This is a genomic window from Acidovorax sp. (genome assembly GCF_022763525.1).
GTDB lineage: Bacteria > Pseudomonadota > Gammaproteobacteria > Burkholderiales > Burkholderiaceae_C > Acidovorax.
The window spans coordinates 24035-41294 of record NZ_JALEGG010000105.1 but is presented as its reverse complement, the minus strand read 5'-3'; the positions used below and the strand labels follow the sequence as shown (position 1 = coordinate 41294).

The following is a 17260-nucleotide window of genomic DNA, read 5'->3' as shown; positions in this document are numbered from 1 at the left end:
TAGGCCATGGCTTCTTGTTGGGTGAGGCCGCGTTTCATTTGAGGCGCTCCATTTCCCAGAGATGGCTGGCATGTGCGTGGGCGGCTTCACGTGTTCGGAAGCCGCTGCTGATCGAACCAACGATCAAGCGCCAGCAGCACGCCTGGAAGTCCCAACTCTCCAGCCAAACATGAAATCCGTTGTGCAGCGGGGACTCGCGCCTTGGCTCCGGGACAAGTCCAGCGACCGCCTCAATGAGCTTGACGCGGCTGGCGTGAAGCGGAGGAACCGAAAAAATCCATGCGGCCCCGCCGCTGTGGCGGTCCATGGCCTCGCCTAGGAGCTTGGTGCGCAGTTCGATGCACGGGGTGCTGCGACCATCTTTGAGCCAGGGGTCGTCGCCACACGTATTGATGCAATCGCAGTTGTCGGGACCGTTGCTCTTGCCCGTACAGCGGGGCCCCTTGATCTTGGAGTTTTCGCTCATGATTCAACCGCCTCTTCCGGCACGTTGAAGAAGTTGAGCCGACCCTTGAACGGCACGAAGGGGATAGGGCGGCTGTCGCGCAGTACGAAACCGTAGATCGGCACGCCGAACGGGTTCTCCATCTTCCACGGCGAGGGGTGCGTGGTGACGCAGTCCACGATGCGCGTCCAGCCCACCAAGCCGCCGCGCTCCAGTGCTTCATAGGGCGGCAGGTCGGGCGGGCAAAGGCCGCTGAGCCGCAGCTCGCCCACGGTCTCGTCGTAGTAGCGGCGGGCCATGGTTTGGCCCGCGTGCACCAGCAGGCGGCCCCGGAAGTTGGTGGGCCAGTCGCGGTTCTCGATGTCTTTGAAACCGTTGACGATGAGCCAGGCCCACGGCTGGCGGATACTGAGGGCGGGGATCATGCGGTTGCCTCCATGCCGATATCGGCGGGGGTTGCGTTCACCAGCTCGCCGCCGCCCTGGCTTTGCATGTGGGCGATGACGCGCTTGGTGGCGGTGTGCAGCTCTGCGAAAGAAAGCTGGCGCAGCTGGTGGTCGTGCAGGTCAACCATGCAGGTGATGGCGTCCAGCTCGTAGTAGCGCAGCGGGGTGGGGCGCCATTGGCCCGTCTCGCCGCCGCGATCGAGCACGGACTTGATGGCGACCAGCGCGGCCTCGATGTGGCCGGCCATGCCGCGCACGTAGCCCAGGCGCTCGATCTCCAGCGCGATGAGCATGGTGGTGCGCAGGGTTTGCACCTGCAGCTCGGTGGCGACGCCCTCACGCACGCGGGTGGCGCAGTGGTGGACGGCGGCCATGGTCTCGCGGATCTCGGACTCGGTGAGGCGCGTCGCGCGCTGCAGGGCCTTGCGCATGGTGTTGACCGGCGCGGGCTGGCGGCGTTGGGGGATGCGGTAGCGGGGGAGAGCCATTACGCACCGCCTCTTTTGCGGGCTGCGTCGTAACTGCCGCCGGGTATCGTTTTGCTGCTTATTCGCAGGTGTGCGTCACTTGTGTGATCCTCGTACCAGCGCAATGAGGCCACAGCAGCCTCTGCGAACGTTTGAAGCCCCGCCTCGTAGTCATCCATCATCGGATCGAAGCCAGTTTCTGCTTCATAGGCGATGCACCACTCTCTTTGCTGCGAGTCGTACTTTGGCGCCGCCCATCTCGACGTGGCATCCTCCGGCACGCTGTATGCCTCGGGCGCGTAAGCCGTCCGAATTAGCTCCCCCATTTCGGCCCGCAGCTCTTGCCACTGCACGTATGCGGCTGTGCCCTTATGGCCGTCATCGCTATTCGACTGGGCGTGTGCGTGCGCAGCCTTGGCGCCGAGTTCGATCAATTGGTTGAGCAAGTTCAGCTCTTCAAGATCACGCATCGACAGCCTCCAGTTCGGTGTAGTCCGCGATCAGGCCGTTGGCGCCCGGCAGATCTGGCACGTTGAGCATCCAGGCGCGGTCGCCCGCCTTGCTGGTGATGACACCCTTGGCGCCCTTGGTGAGCATCAGCTTGCCCTTGGCGTTCTTGAGGTCGATGCGCACGCGCACATCCTGGCCTGGCTCAAAGTTGTTGCTGGCGGGTGGCTGGGCTGCGCTCATGGCCTGGGCAATGCCCGCCATCACCTCGGCCTGGCTAGCCTTGCCGGTGCCGTCCACGGCGGCCTTGGCTTTGCCCTTGGGCTTGATGGTGGGCTTGGCCTTGTCGGCGGGGGCTGCTGTCTCGGCGTCGGCCTCGGCTGCGCGCTCGACGGCTTCGGCGTTCATGGCCTGCTGCACCTCGCGCTTGATGGCGCCGATATCGACCTTGGCAAGCGGCGCGACCGCTTCGAGGTGCAGCGCTTCGTCTGCGGGGCGGTTGTAAAGCCGCTCCCAGTCGAACGCGGCGGCGAGCATGAGCAGCACCATGTTCTGCACTCGCGGGGCCTCCTGCGCGGCGCTGCGCACAGCGGCTTCTAGTGCGTCATCGTCGAAGTGCGCCGGCAGCTGGAAGATGGCGCGCAGGGCGGAGTCGTCTGTCTCGCGCGCCAGGGTGAGGATCACGCGGTAGGCGGCCTGCTCGGGCAGGTGGTCTAAGGATTCGGGCTCCGCATCCACCCGCAAGCCCTCGATAGTGGCGCGCACGGCGGCGCTGCGCCAGCGTTGCTGGTATTCATCCTCCAGCTCTTGCTTGGTGCGCGTGGGGGCCTTCTTCTCGGCCTTGCCCGCGGCCCCCTTGGCCTGCAGCGCCTCGCCAGCCGCGCGCACTGGCACGGCCTCCACCACGCCGCCCGTGGGCGTCTCGATCAGCACCACCTTGCCCTGTGGCACTTCCTGGCCCAGCACCTCGCGCATTGGCTCGGTGCTGCCCTTCTTGGGCTTGTCCAGCAGGATGTAGCCCTTGGGGGTGGCGCCTTCGGTGGGCATCAGCTCGCGGGCTTCGCGGCCGGTGATGATCTGGCGGCCTTTGGCGTGGGCATCGGCCTTGAGGGCGTCGTAGTGCGCTTCCTTCTTGTCGGCAAAGCAGGCGGTGTCTGTACAGACGTCTGTACCCGCCTTGTCCCACAGTTCAGGGTTGTTGCCGGTGCGCTTGGGGCACTGGGTGCAGGCGCCTACCTTGGGCAGCAGCTGGGCGTTGTCGAGCGCGAATGGGGCGCGCGTGAGGTCCGTCATGTAGTTGCGCTGGGCAAGATCCTTGGCGCTGCGGTAGCTCATGGGGCCGCCCTCGGGGCCGCCCGTGAGCACCTTCTTGGTGTACTCGACCTGCAGGGCTGGCGTGGGGCGCTGGGCGACCAATAGGGCGATGCTGCGCTTGAGCGTGCCGGCCTTGATGGCAGCGGTGGCCTCGGGGCACAGGTTGAGCAGGCGCAGGCTCTCGAACACGTGGCTGCGGCTCTTCTTGAGCGCGTCTGCCACGGCCTCCCGGCTCAGCTCGAAGTCTTCCACCAGCAGCTGGATGCCGTGGGCTTCGTCCAGGGGGTTGAGGTCTTCGCGGTGCAGGTTCTCGATGAGCTGCATGACGACGGCGGTGGTGTTGTCGGCGTCCTTCATGAGCACGGGCACCTGTCGTAGGCCTGCGATGCGTGCGGCGGCAAAGCGACGTTCGCCCGCAATGATTTCGTGTGTGGCGTGGCGTGTGGCTTCGTCCTCAAACGTGTCCTGCAGGCGCTCAGCGGGCAGGCGGCGTACCAGCAGCGGCTGCAGCACGCCGTAGAGCTTCATGGTGGCGGCCATCTCCAGCAGGGCGTCGTCTTCCACGATCTGCCGGTTGGTCTTGCTGCGTACCAGGGACGCCAGCGGCAGCGTGGTTTCATCCGCTGGGGCATCGGGGGTGCCCAGCAGTGTGAAGTCGGCCATGGGCAGGTTGATCAGCGCGTCTCCGCACTGCAGCTGATACTGCCGGCCGCCGGGGGTCTTGCCGACGATGCGGCCTTGCATGCCAGCCTGTGGGTGTGTTTTGCCGCCCTTGAGGGTGGTGGCGTCGTCGTTGACGCGGGCCTCGCGGCCGATGAGTGGGTCTTTGGTGGCCATGGTTCAGGCGGGCTGTGGGTTGCGGAAGCTGGTGCGGCTGGGCAGGCGGAAGGCGTCTGTTGATCCAGCGCGGTAGGGCGTTGTGCGCAGCTCGGGGCAGGTGTATGGCTCGCCGCCGCGCAAGGTGCTGTTGCGCACGGGGGCGTCGGGGATGACGGGCGCTTGGGAAATCGGCTGCGCAGAGCCCGCTGGCGCTGGCGTGGTTTTGACGGGCTGGAGGCCTGTCGAGCGCAGCGGCGCAGGGCGCGGCTGCTGGATGTGCACGCTGGTGAGGTTGGGCTTGCTGAGCGTGATGCTGTCGGCAGCCTTGGAGAAGGTGCGCCGGCTCATGCTGCTACTCCCCGAAAGTCCGCAGGAGTGAGCTGGTCCGTGCCCGTGTGGTGCTGGCTGCGGTTGACCACGTCGATTGCCGCACGCCAGAGGGATTCGGGCACGGCGTAGGCGTAGCCTTCGGCTTGCGTGATGTCGTGCGCCAGAGCCAGCGCGGGCACGGCCTGGATGCCGTGGTTGACGCTGAGGCCCTGGTGCTGGCAGTGGGTGAGTAACTCCAGCGCCACCATTTGCGCTGCGTTGGCGGGGGCACCGGGCGAAGGCTTGGCGAGGTCGGTGGACAGCGTCACGTTGCCATGGGAATCGGCGCTGAATGTGAATGTGACTGTGGTCTTGCGGGTCATTCCAGATCCTTTCGGGTGGATGGGGTTTGGTAAGGCAGGCTGATGTGCGCGGCGTCGCAGTCGAGGCGGCTGGCACGGAAACGGGGATTGGTGGCGTCCAGCTCGGCCACCTGGCCGACCAAGCGGCGGGCGAGGTTGCTGGCTGCGTAGTGGCTGGCGGCGCTGGAGTCTGGGTAAGCGTGGCTGGCACGCACCTCTTGGCCGCTGGCCTTGTCTTGCATGTGCACCACCAGCAGCGGCACGCCCTGCGTGGTGGTGCGCTTTTCGCAGCTGCTGACGACGCCGCGCACGCGCAGGTGCATGGCGGCCGTCATGGCTTGCTCCGGGCGTTGCGTTGCTGCCGGCGCAGCTGGTGCAGGCGCACGTCCGCGCGGGCAAGGGCCGCTGCAACTGCGTGGCGGCAGTCCACGCCGGGCAGGGCGCGCAGGTAGTAGGCGGCGAAGAGGAGGCGGTGCCACATGCCTTAGCCCTCCAACGACTGCGCCAGCAGGCCGGCGATGTGTGGCGCGGCGAGCAGCAAGGCTGCCAGTACCGCCAGGGCGGCCACACGCAACCGGGCGCAGCGCAGAGCACGGCGGCTGTGGTGCGGCCCGTCGATGGTGATGGGCGGGCGGCTCATCGCGGCGACCTCACGACGACAGAGCGGGCCGTGGGCACGCGCATGAAAGCGCGCTGCATTGCGGCCTGCTGGGTGGTGGCCTGGTGGTCTTCGTAGCGCTTGCCGTCGATCTTCACGGCGAAGAAGCGGCGGTCGCCCTCGCCGGTGCTTGGTGCGATCGCATGCACGTGGCCTGTGCAGTGCACCAGCGTGAGGGTGCGGCCGTCGCGGGTGGTGAGGCGGCTGGTCAGCATGGGGATGCCTCCTGATGGATGGCAGCGTGCTTGGGCGCGAAGACGGACCGGCCCGCTTCGGTGGGCTTCAGATCAGTGTCGAGAAGGCCACGGGCTTCCAGTGCGCGGCGGGTGGCATCGATCTTGTGCGGGCCACCAGAAAGGCCCTGGCCGATGCGCTTGCCGTCGATCGCGTTGCGCAGCATGTTGCGCATGGCGGGCGAGAGGCGTGGCGTGCTCATGATGGGCGCACCTCCACCAGTGCGCCGAAGTCGTCGGGCACGTAGTAGCGAAAGGAGCTATTCCACCGTTCGGCCCCGAGGGCGGCTGTACGGGATTCATATCCAAGCCAGTAGGGCGCAAGGACGCCCGCGTGGTGGCGCGCCAAGTAGTAGCTGTCGGAGAGATAGGCCCCATCGGGCATCCAGTGGCCGGGCGATGGAGTGGGAGGTGGGAGCAGGATTGCCTGTGGATCAATCTCAACTTCTAGATCGCTCGGCCAGGGCTCGAACTTGAGAGTGCTTTCGTGTTGCTGGCGCAGCTCTGCAACGTCGAGTCCATTCGAGGTTGCTGCCTCTTCGGTCAACAGCTCGTAGGTGCGGCTCCCTGGCCCGATGAGCCACGCCAAGCGGGCATCGCGCTGCATTTGGCGCAGGATGTGATGGACAGCGGCGCTCATGCAGCACCGCCTTTCAGCGCTGGGCCGACGTGTGCATGCAGCAGGGCCGTTTCGAGCCGGGCACGCACGCGCGGCGTGCAAAAGAAGTCCACATCGTGCGGAGACACGTGCTTGGTGCCTTCGCCGCCACCCCATTCGCACTCGAACAGGGCGGTGTCGTCGTCGGCGTCGCCTTGGGCGATCAGCTGGCTGGCCTCGGCGACGTTGTAGATGAAGCCGCGATCAGCCCAGCCGATGGTGTCGATGTTCCAGGCAAGGGAGAGTAGGGCTTCCAGCCGCGCACCTGGCTGGGCAGCGGTGGGGCAGTCGAAGAAAACCCAGCGTTCCTGCGGCGGGCGGTCGGGCTCGCACATCGCGTCGGGCAGCGAGACGACGGCGCGGAACAGGCGGCCGTGGGCCTGGTAGTGGGCGGGGTATTGGCGGGCTACAGGCGGCTGCGTGGCCTGCGCTCTGGGCTTGGCCTGGGGGTGGCAGGCCGTGGCTGGGAATGACATGAAACCTCCATCGCCCGGGGTGGGCGTGGAGGAATTATTCCAAAAGTAATTACTAAGTCAATACTTTAGGAATAATTTGGCTACTTGCTGGCCTTCAGTTCCCGCAGTTCCTTCTCATATCCCTCTAGGCGCGACCGAAGATCGCGGGCCTTGGTGTCGCAGGTTGTTGCGGCAGCTTGCATTTCTGCGGAGATCGACTGCTCCCAGGTCGCGCCGGCGAGGTTATTGCGGGCTTGGCCTTTTTTGGCGGCCAATGCGCGTTGCTGTGCGTCGCAGCTCTGAAGGTGCCCGTTCAACTCCGCGCGGGTGCTGCTGATGAGGTGAGTTTCAAGGTCGAGCTTGCGCCGATATGTCTCGCCGAACACGCCTTCTTTCTTGGCGGCTTGCGATGCGGCTGCGGCGGGAGCGGCCGGGCCGCCTTGTGGGGCTGGCTGCTGAACGGGTGCGGGCGCCATGCCGCTGGCAGGTCTTACTTCAATCGCGCCACCCTTGCCGGGGCAGGCCTGCTCTTGAAAAGACACTTTACCGTCGGCTCCGACGCATTTATTGATTGACCATGCCGGACTTGCGGCCGCGACCAACGCTGCGGCGATGCCCGTGCTAAGAAACTGTGCTGTGACGTTCATTCGGTACGCTCCCCCTCGGGAGTCATTTTCCTGCGCCACTGAGCGTTTGGGAAGGGATAGATAACGGCGCCTTTTCGTTTCCCCGGTGCCCTAGTGCGCCCATGATGCGCTCGATCATCTGGTCGCTGAAAGTGGTGTCTTCCGCCCTGTCAGCAAGGTCGCTCATGAGGGCGACAACAGATCGGCGCACGCCCGGAGTTTCCTGGGCCAGCACATCGCGCAGTTTGCGCATGGCGTCGCGCAGGTTGGGCTGGGTGGGCGGTGGAGGAGGAAAGGGGATTGGCGGTGAGGCTTCCCGCGCTTCACTGACTACCGCCGCCCTCACTTCACTGCCGAGTTCGTCGGCTTCCACCAAGCCGCGCTGATAGGCGATCTTGTCGGCAAGGAACTCGTCGTAAAACGCCTCGACGGGGATCTTGAAGTAATCGGCGACAGGTTGGAGGGTGGACCGTCGCGACTCTCGCGTGTCCAGTTCGAGGAACTTGTGCAGCGTGGGCTGTTTGATTTTGCCGCCCAGCGCAGTGACCAAGCCATTGCCCGATAGGGAGTGCTTTTTCAGCAACAGCTTGAGGAGTTCGCGGCCTTTCATGGTGTTCTGACTATGCCGCACCGAATAACTCGCAATGTAATTGCCGTCCTATTACTTTTGTAATAGGATCGGCGCCATCATGAGCCAAACCACCTCCACCGTTAGGCGTCTGCGCAAAGCGGGCATGTCTCAGGCCGCCATCGCAAGGGAGGTGGGGGTGTCGCAGCCCACCATTGCCAAATGGGAAGCCGGCAAGGCGCCCAAGGCGGCAGACGCGGCGATTAGGCTGCAGCTGCTCGGCCAAGGGGTCGGTGCGCCGGAGACGGACGCACCGGCCGTCGAAGCGGAGGTGCCCCATGCATGAGCCCTTCACCCTGGCTTTGCTCGAAATGGCCGAGCGCTGGGCAGAAGCCGCGGGCACCACGCTGCGCAACCGCAAGCATTTCAGTGCCACGGTGTTCACCGTGACACGCCGGCCAGAAGAGCGGGCACTGCTTGCCGCTGCGGTCGAGCTGTATGACCTGGTGGGGTCCACGCCCGAAGGCGTCATGATCCTGCGCACCCTCGGCCTGGAGCCAGATGCCGGCGCACTGCTGGAGGAGCACCAGTTGGAGGCGCGCTGGCAAGAGTGGTGCGCCCAGCGCCTGAGTGGTAGGACTGATGGCTCGGCCGGGGAAGGCTGAGCCATGGCTGACTCCCTCGAATCCCAGTTCACCGCTTGGGTTGCTTCCAAGCGGTTCGTTGTTTCGAGCCCGGCGATCAGCTGGCCGCAGCCACTGCGGCGCGGTGCATGTCCAGCAGGATCGTTTCTGTCGCCGTTTGGCCCTGCCGCTCCTCGTTTTGTGCCAAGCGCGCGAGGTCTTTGGCAAAGGCTGCTTGCTTGTCTGCTGGCAGCTGCCGCACGGTGGCGAACACCAGGGCGCCGAGGGCGTTGACGATGGCGTTCACTGTTTCGGCATCGAGGGGCAGGGTGTTGCTGCTGGCGTCGCTCATGTGTTCCTTCCAGGGTTTGTGTTTTCGATTCGTGGGCGTTCGAGGCCCCCGAGTCATTTTCCGCCACGTGGCCGCTTGCAGCGGTGGCCGTGCTCTCCGTTCCTTCCTCTCTCCCTCCTTGGGTTGCACGGCTGGCGGGCTTTTTCTTCATGGTGATTTCAGTGCATGGGGCCATGCACTGAAGTCTCTTTTTTTTGCCCAGAAAAGGCATTCCGAACGGTTCCGAATGATTCGGAATCGTTCGGAACGCAGTGGGCGGCACAGTCCAAAGGTGGTCTGCTGTGAATGAACCGTTGCTATACGAAGATGAGCTGGATGCCGCGCGTGACGCGGTAAAGGCCCTGGGTGGCGCCAAGAAAGTTGGTCAGCAGTTTTGGCCCGACAAGACCCCCGAGGCAGCGCACCGCACGTTGCTTGACTGCTTGAACGCAACCCGGGCAGAGCGGCTGACGCCATCACAGCTCCTACTGCTGATGAAGTGGGCGCGGGGGGTGGGATTCCACGGCCTGGCGGGCTACTACATGCAGGAGGCTGGCTACAGCGTTCCGGTGCCGGTAGACCCTGAGACCGAGGCGGCGGTATTGGTGCGCCAGGTGGAGTCGGCCATGGATCGGGCCGTATCGCTGGTGGAGCGCCTGGAGCGCATCAAGGGCATGGGACCGCGTTGATGGACAACTATCAGCAGGTGCTCTTTCAGATGGCGCAGTTCGGCATTGAGCTGCGCGAGGGCAAGGACTTGCCCCTCAAGCTGGACACGCCGAAGAGCGTGACGTGCGGCAAGGGTGGCAAGGACTGGTACAAGCTCTATCTCTTCCGCCGCGACCAGGACAAGGGCGGCGGCACCTATGTGGTGGGCACGTTTGGCACGTACCGCCATGGCGGGGCCAGCCAGAAGGTGGATGTGGAGTGGGCGCCCCTCTCCCCCGAAGAGCGCGCGCGCCGGGCTGAGGAGCTGCGGGCGCAGCGCGCCAAGGCTGCGGCCGAGCGCCGGGCCGAGATCGCCAATGCGATGGCAGAGGCCATCGATGTGTGGCGCCGGGGCGTGAAGGATGGACGCTCGCCCTATCTGGAGCGGAAAGGCGTGCAGGGCGAGGCGTGCCGCTACCTGGCTGCGCCGTTTGTGCTGCGCTGGCCGGGAGAGCCGGGGGAGGATGACACGCGGGTGCACTTGCCCGAGGGCACGGTGCTGGTGCCGCTGCTGCGGTACGACTTGCCGCGAGAGGAGGCGCTGCGCGCTCTGCAGTTCATCAGGCCCGATGGGGCCAAGATTTACCAGCGGGGAATGGACAAGCCGGGGTGCTGCTTGCGCCTGGGTGACATCAACGCCGACACCACGCCGCTGCTGCTTGTGGTGGAGGGCTATGCCACGGGCCTGACGGCGCGTGAGGCCGTCGACGGCGTGTACCCGGTGTTTGTGGCCTTGGACGCGGGCAACCTGGCGCACGTGGTGCCGCTGCTGCGCAAGCTGTACCCGGTCACCCGCATCTTGATCCTGGCCGACGACGATTGGAAGACCTGCGACCCTGTTTCGGGCGATCTGACGAACCCCGGCCGCACGGCTGCACGAGCGATCGCCCGAAAGGTGGAGGGCTGTGACCTTGTTTGGCCGATTTTCAAGCCGGCCACGCGGGGCGATAAGGACACCGACTTCAACGACCTGCAGGCGCGCGAGGGCCTTGATGCCGTGCGCAAGCAGCTGTCTGGCGTCGTCACGATGATGGCGAGGCGCTATGGCTGAAACGACGCCAGGCAGCGGGCCACAGGGCGGGGCGGTGGAGCCCGCGCCGCATGCGCGCGAAGACGCGCATGCCTTCGATGCCATCGGCGCGCCAGCGCCGCACGATAGTTCTGTCGTTCGCGTGGACTTCGGCGCGGGCCGGGGGCAGGGCGGCGGGGCTACATCAACGGATGTAGACGGCGGCCCCAGCTCGGCCCCGCCCCCCCTCCCCCAAAGTAGCGCAGCTGCGCTCATGTCGGGGGATGGGGGTGGTGACGCCGGGGAGTCTTCTGAGCCGCCTGCCGACGATGCCGCTGGCGACAAGCCGGTACAGGGGCGCAAGAAAGAAAAGACCATCGACTGGGGCAAGTTCAACCACCTGTGCGAGCACTTCGTGCTGATCTACGGCACGGACACGGTGTGGGACGGCAGTGAGCGCCTGCAGATGAAGATCGCCAACATGGGCCACGCCCACGGCGCGGACATGGTGCGCATGTGGAAGTCGAGCGAGCGGCGCCGCACGGTGCGGCTAGATGACGTGGTGTTTGACCCCACGATGACGTGCGACCCGGAGACGACGGTCAATCTGTACGACGGCATGGCCATGGTGCCCAAGGAAGGCAACGTGGACCCCATCCTTGAGCTGGTGCGCTACCTGACCAGCCGGGCGGCGGAGCACGAAGCCGAGTGCGACGAAATCATGCACTGGCTGCTGTGCTGGCTGGCCTACCCGCTGCAGCACCCTGGCGCGAAGCTGCGCACGGCCGTGGTGATGCACGGGGATGAGGGCGCCGGTAAGAACTTTCTGTTCGACATCATGGTGGCGATCTACGGGAAGTACGGCGCCCTGGTCGGCCAGGATGAGCTGGAGGACAAGTTCAACGACTGGCGAAGCTGCAAGATGTTTGTGGTGGGGGATGAGGTTTCCAGCCGCGCGGAGCTGGTGCACAACAAGAACCGGCTGAAGGCGCTGATCACTTCGCCCACGGTGCAGATCAACCCGAAGAACCTGGCTCGTCGGGAAGAGAAGAACCAGATGAACATCGTGTTCCTCTCAAACGAGCTGCAGCCCCTGGCCCTGGACAACAGCGACCGGCGGTATCTGGTGGTGTACACGCCCCGGGCCAAAGACCCGGAGTACTACCGCAAGCTGGGCGAGTGGCGGGACAACGGGGGGGCAGAGGCGTTCTATCACTTCCTGCTGACCTACCCGCTTGACGGCTTCCACCCCTATTCACCGGCACCCATGACGGCGGCCAAAGAGGCGCTGATCGAGATCAACCGCAAGAGCCCTGAGCAGTTCTGGGCAGAGTGGGCTAGCGGCGAGCTGGACCTGCCCTATCAAGCGTGCGCGGTGGACCAGGCGTATACGGCCTACCTCAAGTGGTGCCAGCGCACAGGCGACCGCTACCCGTTCAAGCGCAATCAGTTCACACCCACGCTCACCCGCTTTGCAGAGGGGCAGAGCAGGCCAGTGCGCATCAAGGCCATGAATGTGGTCAAGCCAGGCGAGGCCAAGAAGACCACGCGCATGTTGCTGGTGAGCGAGCCTGTGCTGCGCAAGCCTGACGCAGGACCGGATGACGTTGCCATGACCGAGGGCGAGTGGGCCAGTAGCTCGGTGACCGACTTCGCCCAGGCGCTGCGCAAGTACGTGGGCTATGGCTCGGGCTCCCCCTCCCACGATGGCGGCGATGCCGATGGAGGTGATGAATGAGCGGCTTCTTGGTTACGCGGTTATGTAAGTGCGTAACGCCAAAAGCTAAGCGTGGCGCGGGTAGTTACGCGATTACGCGGTTACGCGCCTCCTGCGTGTGTGCATGTGCGCAGGCGTGCAGGCGGGCGCGTGTGTGCGTGCATGTATGTGTGTGCGTGTGCAGCGTAACTGCGTAATCGCGTAACTCGCTAGGCGTGGCGCGGGTTTGGGTGTTACGCGCGTGCGTAACCGCGTAATCAGGTTTGTTCTCTTTGAAGAAAGAAAGGAAAAGGGATGGAAGCGATTGATGTGTTCGAGACCACGGCGGTGGATGTTGGCGCTGACCGGCCGTCCTGCGCCGTCATGCCCATGGCTCGATGCGCGCCCGGCTTCACCGCCGCGCGATCCGCTCGGCCTTGGACCTTGCGTTACAAGCTAAGCCGCCCCCCCCATGTAGGTACTCCTGGCGCGCTTCCTCACCGGGGTAATTCGACCCCCGCGCGGGCGCTAGTGGCTGGCGCTGGGAAAAGTGAACGAACAGGTGAACGCGGGAGCGAAAAGTGAACACCCGCGTGGAGCTGATCACTCAGGCTGAGTACGCCCGCCGCCGCGGCGTAGCGAAGTCTGCCGTGGCAAAGGCTGTGGCCGAGGGGCGCATCACGCTGATTAACGGAAAGGTCGACCCGGCAGTAGCCGATATCCAGTGGGCGCAGAACACCCGCGCACGGGCCGACAGCGGACGCACGGCGGCCCCTGCGGCTGCGGATGCTGGTGCAGTGGCACCCGAGGCCGAAAACACTGCCAGCAGCCCTGAAGCGGCGCAGGGTGGTCCAGCTCAGCCTGGTTATGCCGACTACCGGGCCATGCGCGAGAAGGCCGACGCCGAGATGGCGGTACGCGCGAACCTGAAGGACGCCGGACTGCTGGTCGAGCGCGACCGGGTGCAGCGCGGGACCTTTGATGTGGTGCGCTCCTTTCGTGATGCCGTGATGGTCATCGGCCAGCGCGCCGCGCCACGCTGCATCGGCCTCGGCGACTCGCGCGAGATCGAGCACGTGATTGTTGAAGAAACCCGCAAGGCGCTGGAGGGCTTTGAGGCCCGGATGGCGGCGCTGTTGCCAACAAAGGAGGGCTGAATGTGGCTCTACATTCCATCGAATTGTGCGCCGGAGTCGGCATGCTCGGAGAGGGAGTCCGTGCCGCATTCGAGTTTCTCGGCATCGAGCACCGAACCGTTTGCTACGTGGAGCGGGAAGCCGCTGCAGCCGCGCAGCTTGCCTGTCTTATGGAAGCGGGAGCCATTGATCCGGCGCCTGTCTGGTCTGACCTGCTCACCTTCGACGGCGCAGCGTGGCGCGGACTCGTGGATTTCATCATTGCGGGCTTCCCGTGCCAGGACATCAGCATCGCCGGGAGGCGCGCCGGACTTGATGGTGCGCGCTCTGGCCTTTTCTTCGACATCCTCGACATCGCTGACGATTGCGGTGCGCTCGGACTCATTCTGGAGAACGTCAGCGCCATCGCTACTGCCACCGCCTCCGCTGTGGACGAAGCCGAAGGCTCTATCGAAGAACGCGCCGCCGCCCGTGTCGTGGGAGAACTGGCCGACCGCGGGTGGGACACGGAATGGATCACTCTTTCAGCGTCAGATGTGGGCGCCGGTCATGGGCGCGCCCGATGGTTCTGCATCGCTTGGCGGCGTGTGGCCGACACCGGACACGGGCCACGAGCGCATCAACCGCTCGACCTCGGAGGGAGCGACAAGCCGGCCCACGATAGCGCTGGCAGCAAAGCTGTGGATGACGCCCAATGTGCCCAACGGTGGTCGCTGCCTTCCACCCGAACTGATCGAATCCAGGGGCAAAACGAGTTCTGGCGAGAAGCGGACGGTGGACCTGGGGTCGCAGTCTCGCAACTGGACGATCCCGATTGCGCCGGACTCGCGACAGTTGATGAATATGGACGAGTCCGGTGGATTGTGGCCGACGCCGAATGCGCACGACGGCCGCAGGCCGGGCGCCGATCTGACGTCCACTCAGGGTGGGAATTTGAGCCGGGATGCGGCGTTATGGCCAACCCCGGCGAGCCGCGACTACCGGACGCCGAACAGCCAGGAAAGCCAGGAGAGCCGCAAGCATACGGGCGGCGAGCAGCTCCCAAACTTCGTGGAACACCACTTTTCGCACCCGGTCCTCTCGACCCTCGATGGGCGAGCATTGTCACCCACCGACCGGACCTTGCCCCGGCGGTTGAACCCGGCATTCGCATGCTGGCTGATGGGATGGCCTATCTGGTGGACGAATCCCGCGCTCACCAGCTGCGTCAGGTCGGAAATGGAGTTGTACCGCTGCAGGCTGCAGTGGCACTTGTCGAGCTGCTTCGCCGAGCCAGGGGGTGCGAGTGAACCTCGTTGACGGCTACGAACTCGTCATCCGCGCCGCTATGGAGGCCGCGCGCCCCGACCCCGAGCTGCGCGTGGACGAATGGGCCGAGGAGTTCATGATCCTGCCCAAGAGCGGCCCCCAGCCGGGGCCGTTCCGGTTCGACCGGAGCCCGCCCGCTCGGCGCGTGCATCAGGTGCTTTCGCCAGGGCACCCGTGCAAGCGGGTGGTGGCGAAGGTGGCCTCGCAGATGTTCAAGACGCAGACCGCCTTGAACTGGATCGGTGCGCTCATGCACCGCAGGCCGCGCAACATCCTGGCGCTGGAGCCCACCGACACCCTGGTGAAGCGGTTCTCAGCCCGGGTCAGCACCATGATCCGCAACGTGCCCGAGTTGCGCGAGCGTGCGGCAGCGGCCAAGAGCCGTGACAGCCGCAACACGGTGCAGGCTAAAGACTTTCTGGGCGATGCCACCCTGTACATGAACACCGCTGGCTCAGCCGCCAACCTGGCCGAGGTCTCCGCACCGTACATCTACGTGGATGAGATCGACCGGCTGGAGTTGAACGTTGATGACGAAGGCGACCCTGTTGAGCTGGCAGAGGCCCGGGCCACGCAGTACGCCAACGACTGCAAGTTCTTCTACACCAGCAGCCCAAGCACCGAAGGTTTCAGCAAAATCGATGACCTCTTTGCCATGGGCACGCAGGAGGAATTCCACGTTCCTTGCCCTGACTGTGGTCACCTTCATGCTCTGGTGCTGGATAACTTTCGCTATGAGCGCGACCCGGAAACAGGCTACATGGACAGGGCATGGTTTGTATGCCCTGCGTGCTTCTTCGAGATCGATGAACACCACAAGACAACCATGCTTCCCGACATCGGCATGGGTGGAGAGGCCCGCTGGGTGGCAACATCGACGGGCGACGGTGAAACCATCAGCTTCACCCTGTCCGCGTTTTACATGCCCATCGGCGCGATCACCTGGCTGTCGCTGGCCCGACAGTACGCCCGGGCGAAAGACCGCCTCGCGCGCGGCGATCACGAAGGCATGCAGGTGTTCTACAACACCCGCCTGGGTCTGAGCTACAAGAATACCGAGGCGAACACTACCGCCAAGCAGCTGCAGGACCGTGCTGAGCCATACCCGCCGCGCGTGATTCCTGACGAGGCTTTGGTGGTGACCATGGCTACCGACACCCAAGACACCCGGCTGGAGGTCCAGATCGAAGCCTGGGGGCCGGGCATGGAGCATTGGGTGCTCGACTACATCGTGCTCCCCGGACTGCCTTCCGACTCGCCCGATGATCCAAAGAGCGTCTGGGCGCGGCTGGACGAAATCCGCCGCACCCCGCTGCTGCACGCCAGCGGGCGGGCCATCATGATCAGCGCGGATGGCATCGACGCGGGCGGTCACCACACGCAGGACGTGTACAACTACGGCGCTGCCCGGGCGCACCTGGGCTGCACAGTGCTGGGCGGATCGCCCCGGCCGAACCGTCCCATCATCAGCAGCGCGCCCAGCAAGGTGGACATCGACTGGGGCGGCACAAAGCGCCAAGGCGGGGTTGAGCGGTGGATGGTCGGCACAGACGTTGCCAAGGACTACCTGTTCAACCGCTTCCACCTCATCGAAGGTCCGGGAGCGATGCACTTCCACGACAAACTCCCGGCTGAGTGGTTCGCGGGTCTTGTCGTGGAGCAACCACGTACTCGATACGTTAAGGGGCGCGCCGTGCGCGAGTGGGTCAAACCGAACGGTGCCCGCAATGAGCCGCTCGACCTGTCTCAGTACAACCTCGCCGTGGCCTACCGCCTTGGCCTGCACAAGTGGTCCGCGCTGGACTGGCAGCGGCTGCGCGACAAGCTCATCCCGCCCACGGCCGACCTGTTTGCGCCGCCTCCGCTGCCCGCCGCGCCGCCGCCAGCGCCCGTCGTGACCGCCGCCGCCACCGTACAGACGTCTGTACTGTCAGCCGATGCGCCAGCCGCAGCTGCGCCACCCACATCACCCGCGCCGGTTGCCATGCCTGCGCCCACCATCCAGCGCGCCCAGCCGGTAGGGCGCCGCATTCTTTCAAGGGGGATTTCATGAGCCAAACCGACCACTACGACACCGAAGCACTGAACCTCGCAGCTCCCGCACCTCGGGGCGATGATCAGGAAGTAGAAACCACGCAGCAGGATAGTGACCTCGATGATCTGTGTGAGCGTTGGGTCAGCTGGTGCAGCACGCGTCGCTTCTACGCTCCGGCACCAAAATACGCGAGCATCCTCGGGCAGATGAGCGGCAACACAAAGCCTGTCCGGCCTGGCGGCCCCGATGCAGTGAATAGCCCGGAATTGATGGCGCTACACCTGGCCTATCTCGGCCAGCCCGATGCCCTGGATAAGCGGGTTTTCGAGCTGTATTACGTTCACCGCATCCGCCCTATCAAGCGGGCAGCCGATGCGCTGGAGATCTCGCGCAAGCACTTTTACACGGTGCTGCGTGACTTCCGGCGCCGTTTGCGGATGGCCTCCAATGGCATCCTGGCGGGCAATGAAGCGGCCCGTGATGCTCTGCCGCATTTCGTTCCAGATCAGCGCCTTTAGAGCGTCTGTGCTGCAAAGTCAAAGCCTATTTTGTCACCTGTGGAGGTGACAAAATAGGGCTCGCCAACAGGTGACACTTTGGCCCAAAA

The 17260-nt window shown here is 65.0% G+C and carries 26 protein-coding genes; 9 read left to right on the top strand and 17 right to left on the bottom strand.

The window, feature by feature from the left end; translation table 11 throughout:
* Nucleotides 1–34: 34 nt before the first annotated feature.
* The 16 genes from MRY84_RS08585 to MRY84_RS08510 form a co-directional block, all read right to left on the bottom strand.
* Entirely contained in the window at nucleotides 35–466 is a 432-nt protein-coding gene (locus MRY84_RS08585) for a hypothetical protein (RefSeq protein WP_291505311.1), read from the bottom strand.
* Nucleotides 463–870, bottom strand: coding sequence for an ASCH domain-containing protein (locus MRY84_RS08580; RefSeq protein ID WP_291505310.1), 408 nt, complete (start codon nucleotides 868–870; stop codon nucleotides 463–465). The genes MRY84_RS08585 and MRY84_RS08580 overlap by 4 nt, the downstream gene beginning before the upstream one ends.
* Nucleotides 867–1379 carry a hypothetical protein gene (locus MRY84_RS08575; protein WP_291505309.1) on the bottom strand — a complete coding sequence of 171 codons (513 nt, stop codon included), beginning with the start codon at nucleotides 1377–1379 and terminating at the stop codon, nucleotides 867–869. Before MRY84_RS08575 ends, MRY84_RS08580 begins: the two co-directional genes overlap by 4 nt.
* Complete coding sequence (locus tag MRY84_RS08570) at nucleotides 1379–1828, bottom strand: hypothetical protein (RefSeq protein ID WP_291505308.1); 450 nt, start codon at nucleotides 1826–1828, stop codon at nucleotides 1379–1381. The genes MRY84_RS08575 and MRY84_RS08570 overlap by 1 nt, the downstream gene beginning before the upstream one ends.
* Nucleotides 1821–3956, bottom strand: coding sequence for a ParB/RepB/Spo0J family partition protein (locus tag MRY84_RS08565; protein WP_291505307.1), 2136 nt, complete (start codon nucleotides 3954–3956; stop codon nucleotides 1821–1823). Before MRY84_RS08565 ends, MRY84_RS08570 begins: the two co-directional genes overlap by 8 nt.
* Nucleotides 3957–3959: 3 nt before the next feature.
* A complete protein-coding gene (locus MRY84_RS08560) occupies nucleotides 3960–4286 on the bottom strand; it encodes a hypothetical protein (protein ID WP_291505306.1) in 327 nt (108 codons plus the stop codon).
* Nucleotides 4283–4630 (bottom strand): hypothetical protein, encoded by a 348-nt coding sequence (locus MRY84_RS08555; protein ID WP_291505305.1) that lies wholly within the window; start codon nucleotides 4628–4630, stop codon nucleotides 4283–4285. Before MRY84_RS08555 ends, MRY84_RS08560 begins: the two co-directional genes overlap by 4 nt.
* On the bottom strand, nucleotides 4627–4944 hold the full coding sequence (locus MRY84_RS08550) for a hypothetical protein (RefSeq protein ID WP_291505304.1): 318 nt from the start codon (nucleotides 4942–4944) through the stop codon (nucleotides 4627–4629). The genes MRY84_RS08555 and MRY84_RS08550 overlap by 4 nt, the downstream gene beginning before the upstream one ends.
* A complete protein-coding gene (locus MRY84_RS08545) occupies nucleotides 4941–5090 on the bottom strand; it encodes a hypothetical protein (protein WP_291489272.1) in 150 nt (49 codons plus the stop codon). The genes MRY84_RS08550 and MRY84_RS08545 overlap by 4 nt, the downstream gene beginning before the upstream one ends.
* Before the next feature lie 3 nt (nucleotides 5091–5093).
* Nucleotides 5094–5249 carry a hypothetical protein gene (locus tag MRY84_RS08540; protein WP_291489273.1) on the bottom strand — a complete coding sequence of 52 codons (156 nt, stop codon included), beginning with the start codon at nucleotides 5247–5249 and terminating at the stop codon, nucleotides 5094–5096.
* Nucleotides 5246–5482 (bottom strand): hypothetical protein, encoded by a 237-nt coding sequence (locus MRY84_RS08535; RefSeq protein ID WP_291505303.1) that lies wholly within the window; start codon nucleotides 5480–5482, stop codon nucleotides 5246–5248. Before MRY84_RS08535 ends, MRY84_RS08540 begins: the two co-directional genes overlap by 4 nt.
* The gene (locus tag MRY84_RS08530; protein WP_291505302.1) at nucleotides 5476–5703 is read right to left on the bottom strand and encodes a hypothetical protein; all 228 of its coding nucleotides are present in this window, start codon (nucleotides 5701–5703) and stop codon (nucleotides 5476–5478) included. The genes MRY84_RS08535 and MRY84_RS08530 overlap by 7 nt, the downstream gene beginning before the upstream one ends.
* Nucleotides 5700–6140 (bottom strand): hypothetical protein, encoded by a 441-nt coding sequence (locus tag MRY84_RS08525; RefSeq protein ID WP_291505301.1) that lies wholly within the window; start codon nucleotides 6138–6140, stop codon nucleotides 5700–5702. The genes MRY84_RS08530 and MRY84_RS08525 overlap by 4 nt, the downstream gene beginning before the upstream one ends.
* Complete coding sequence (locus MRY84_RS08520; protein WP_291505300.1) at nucleotides 6137–6634, bottom strand: hypothetical protein; 498 nt, start codon at nucleotides 6632–6634, stop codon at nucleotides 6137–6139. Before MRY84_RS08520 ends, MRY84_RS08525 begins: the two co-directional genes overlap by 4 nt.
* 80 nt (nucleotides 6635–6714) lie before the next feature.
* Nucleotides 6715–7260: a hypothetical protein gene (locus MRY84_RS08515; protein ID WP_291505299.1), complete on the bottom strand. Its 546-nt coding sequence runs from the start codon at nucleotides 7258–7260 to the stop codon at nucleotides 6715–6717.
* A 22-nt stretch (nucleotides 7261–7282) separates the two neighbouring features.
* On the bottom strand, nucleotides 7283–7849 hold the full coding sequence (locus MRY84_RS08510) for a hypothetical protein (protein WP_291505298.1): 567 nt from the start codon (nucleotides 7847–7849) through the stop codon (nucleotides 7283–7285).
* A 79-nt stretch (nucleotides 7850–7928) separates the two neighbouring features.
* Here MRY84_RS08510 and MRY84_RS08505 point away from each other — a divergent pair, with 79 nt between their 5' ends.
* Both MRY84_RS08505 and MRY84_RS08500 read left to right on the top strand, forming a co-directional pair.
* Entirely contained in the window at nucleotides 7929–8153 is a 225-nt protein-coding gene (locus MRY84_RS08505; protein ID WP_291505297.1) for a helix-turn-helix transcriptional regulator, read from the top strand.
* Nucleotides 8146–8472, top strand: a complete 327-nt coding sequence (locus MRY84_RS08500) for a hypothetical protein (RefSeq protein WP_291505296.1) — start codon at nucleotides 8146–8148, stop codon at nucleotides 8470–8472. The genes MRY84_RS08505 and MRY84_RS08500 overlap by 8 nt, the downstream gene beginning before the upstream one ends.
* Nucleotides 8473–8548: 76 nt before the next feature.
* Here MRY84_RS08500 and MRY84_RS08495 read toward each other — a convergent pair whose 3' ends face one another.
* Nucleotides 8549–8782, bottom strand: a complete 234-nt coding sequence (locus tag MRY84_RS08495) for a hypothetical protein (protein WP_291505295.1) — start codon at nucleotides 8780–8782, stop codon at nucleotides 8549–8551.
* 281 nt (nucleotides 8783–9063) lie between these two features.
* Here MRY84_RS08495 and MRY84_RS08490 point away from each other — a divergent pair, with 281 nt between their 5' ends.
* The 7 genes from MRY84_RS08490 to MRY84_RS08460 all read left to right on the top strand — a co-directional run bounded on the left by MRY84_RS08490 (nucleotide 9064) and on the right by MRY84_RS08460 (nucleotide 17171).
* Nucleotides 9064–9450, top strand: coding sequence for a hypothetical protein (locus MRY84_RS08490; protein WP_291505294.1), 387 nt, complete (start codon nucleotides 9064–9066; stop codon nucleotides 9448–9450).
* A complete protein-coding gene (locus MRY84_RS08485) occupies nucleotides 9450–10520 on the top strand; it encodes a toprim domain-containing protein (protein WP_291505293.1) in 1071 nt (356 codons plus the stop codon). The genes MRY84_RS08490 and MRY84_RS08485 overlap by 1 nt, the downstream gene beginning before the upstream one ends.
* Nucleotides 10513–12216, top strand: coding sequence for a DUF5906 domain-containing protein (locus MRY84_RS08480; protein WP_291505292.1), 1704 nt, complete (start codon nucleotides 10513–10515; stop codon nucleotides 12214–12216). The genes MRY84_RS08485 and MRY84_RS08480 overlap by 8 nt, the downstream gene beginning before the upstream one ends.
* Before the next feature lie 539 nt (nucleotides 12217–12755).
* Complete coding sequence (locus MRY84_RS08475; protein WP_291505291.1) at nucleotides 12756–13331, top strand: hypothetical protein; 576 nt, start codon at nucleotides 12756–12758, stop codon at nucleotides 13329–13331.
* 2 nt (nucleotides 13332–13333) lie between these two features.
* Complete coding sequence (locus tag MRY84_RS08470) at nucleotides 13334–14599, top strand: DNA cytosine methyltransferase (protein WP_291505290.1); 1266 nt, start codon at nucleotides 13334–13336, stop codon at nucleotides 14597–14599.
* Nucleotides 14596–16671, top strand: a complete 2076-nt coding sequence (locus MRY84_RS08465) for a terminase gpA endonuclease subunit (protein ID WP_291505289.1) — start codon at nucleotides 14596–14598, stop codon at nucleotides 16669–16671. Before MRY84_RS08470 ends, MRY84_RS08465 begins: the two co-directional genes overlap by 4 nt.
* Nucleotides 16668–17171, top strand: coding sequence for a hypothetical protein (locus MRY84_RS08460; RefSeq protein WP_291505288.1), 504 nt, complete (start codon nucleotides 16668–16670; stop codon nucleotides 17169–17171). The genes MRY84_RS08465 and MRY84_RS08460 overlap by 4 nt, the downstream gene beginning before the upstream one ends.
* Nucleotides 17172–17260: the final 89 nt, after the last annotated feature.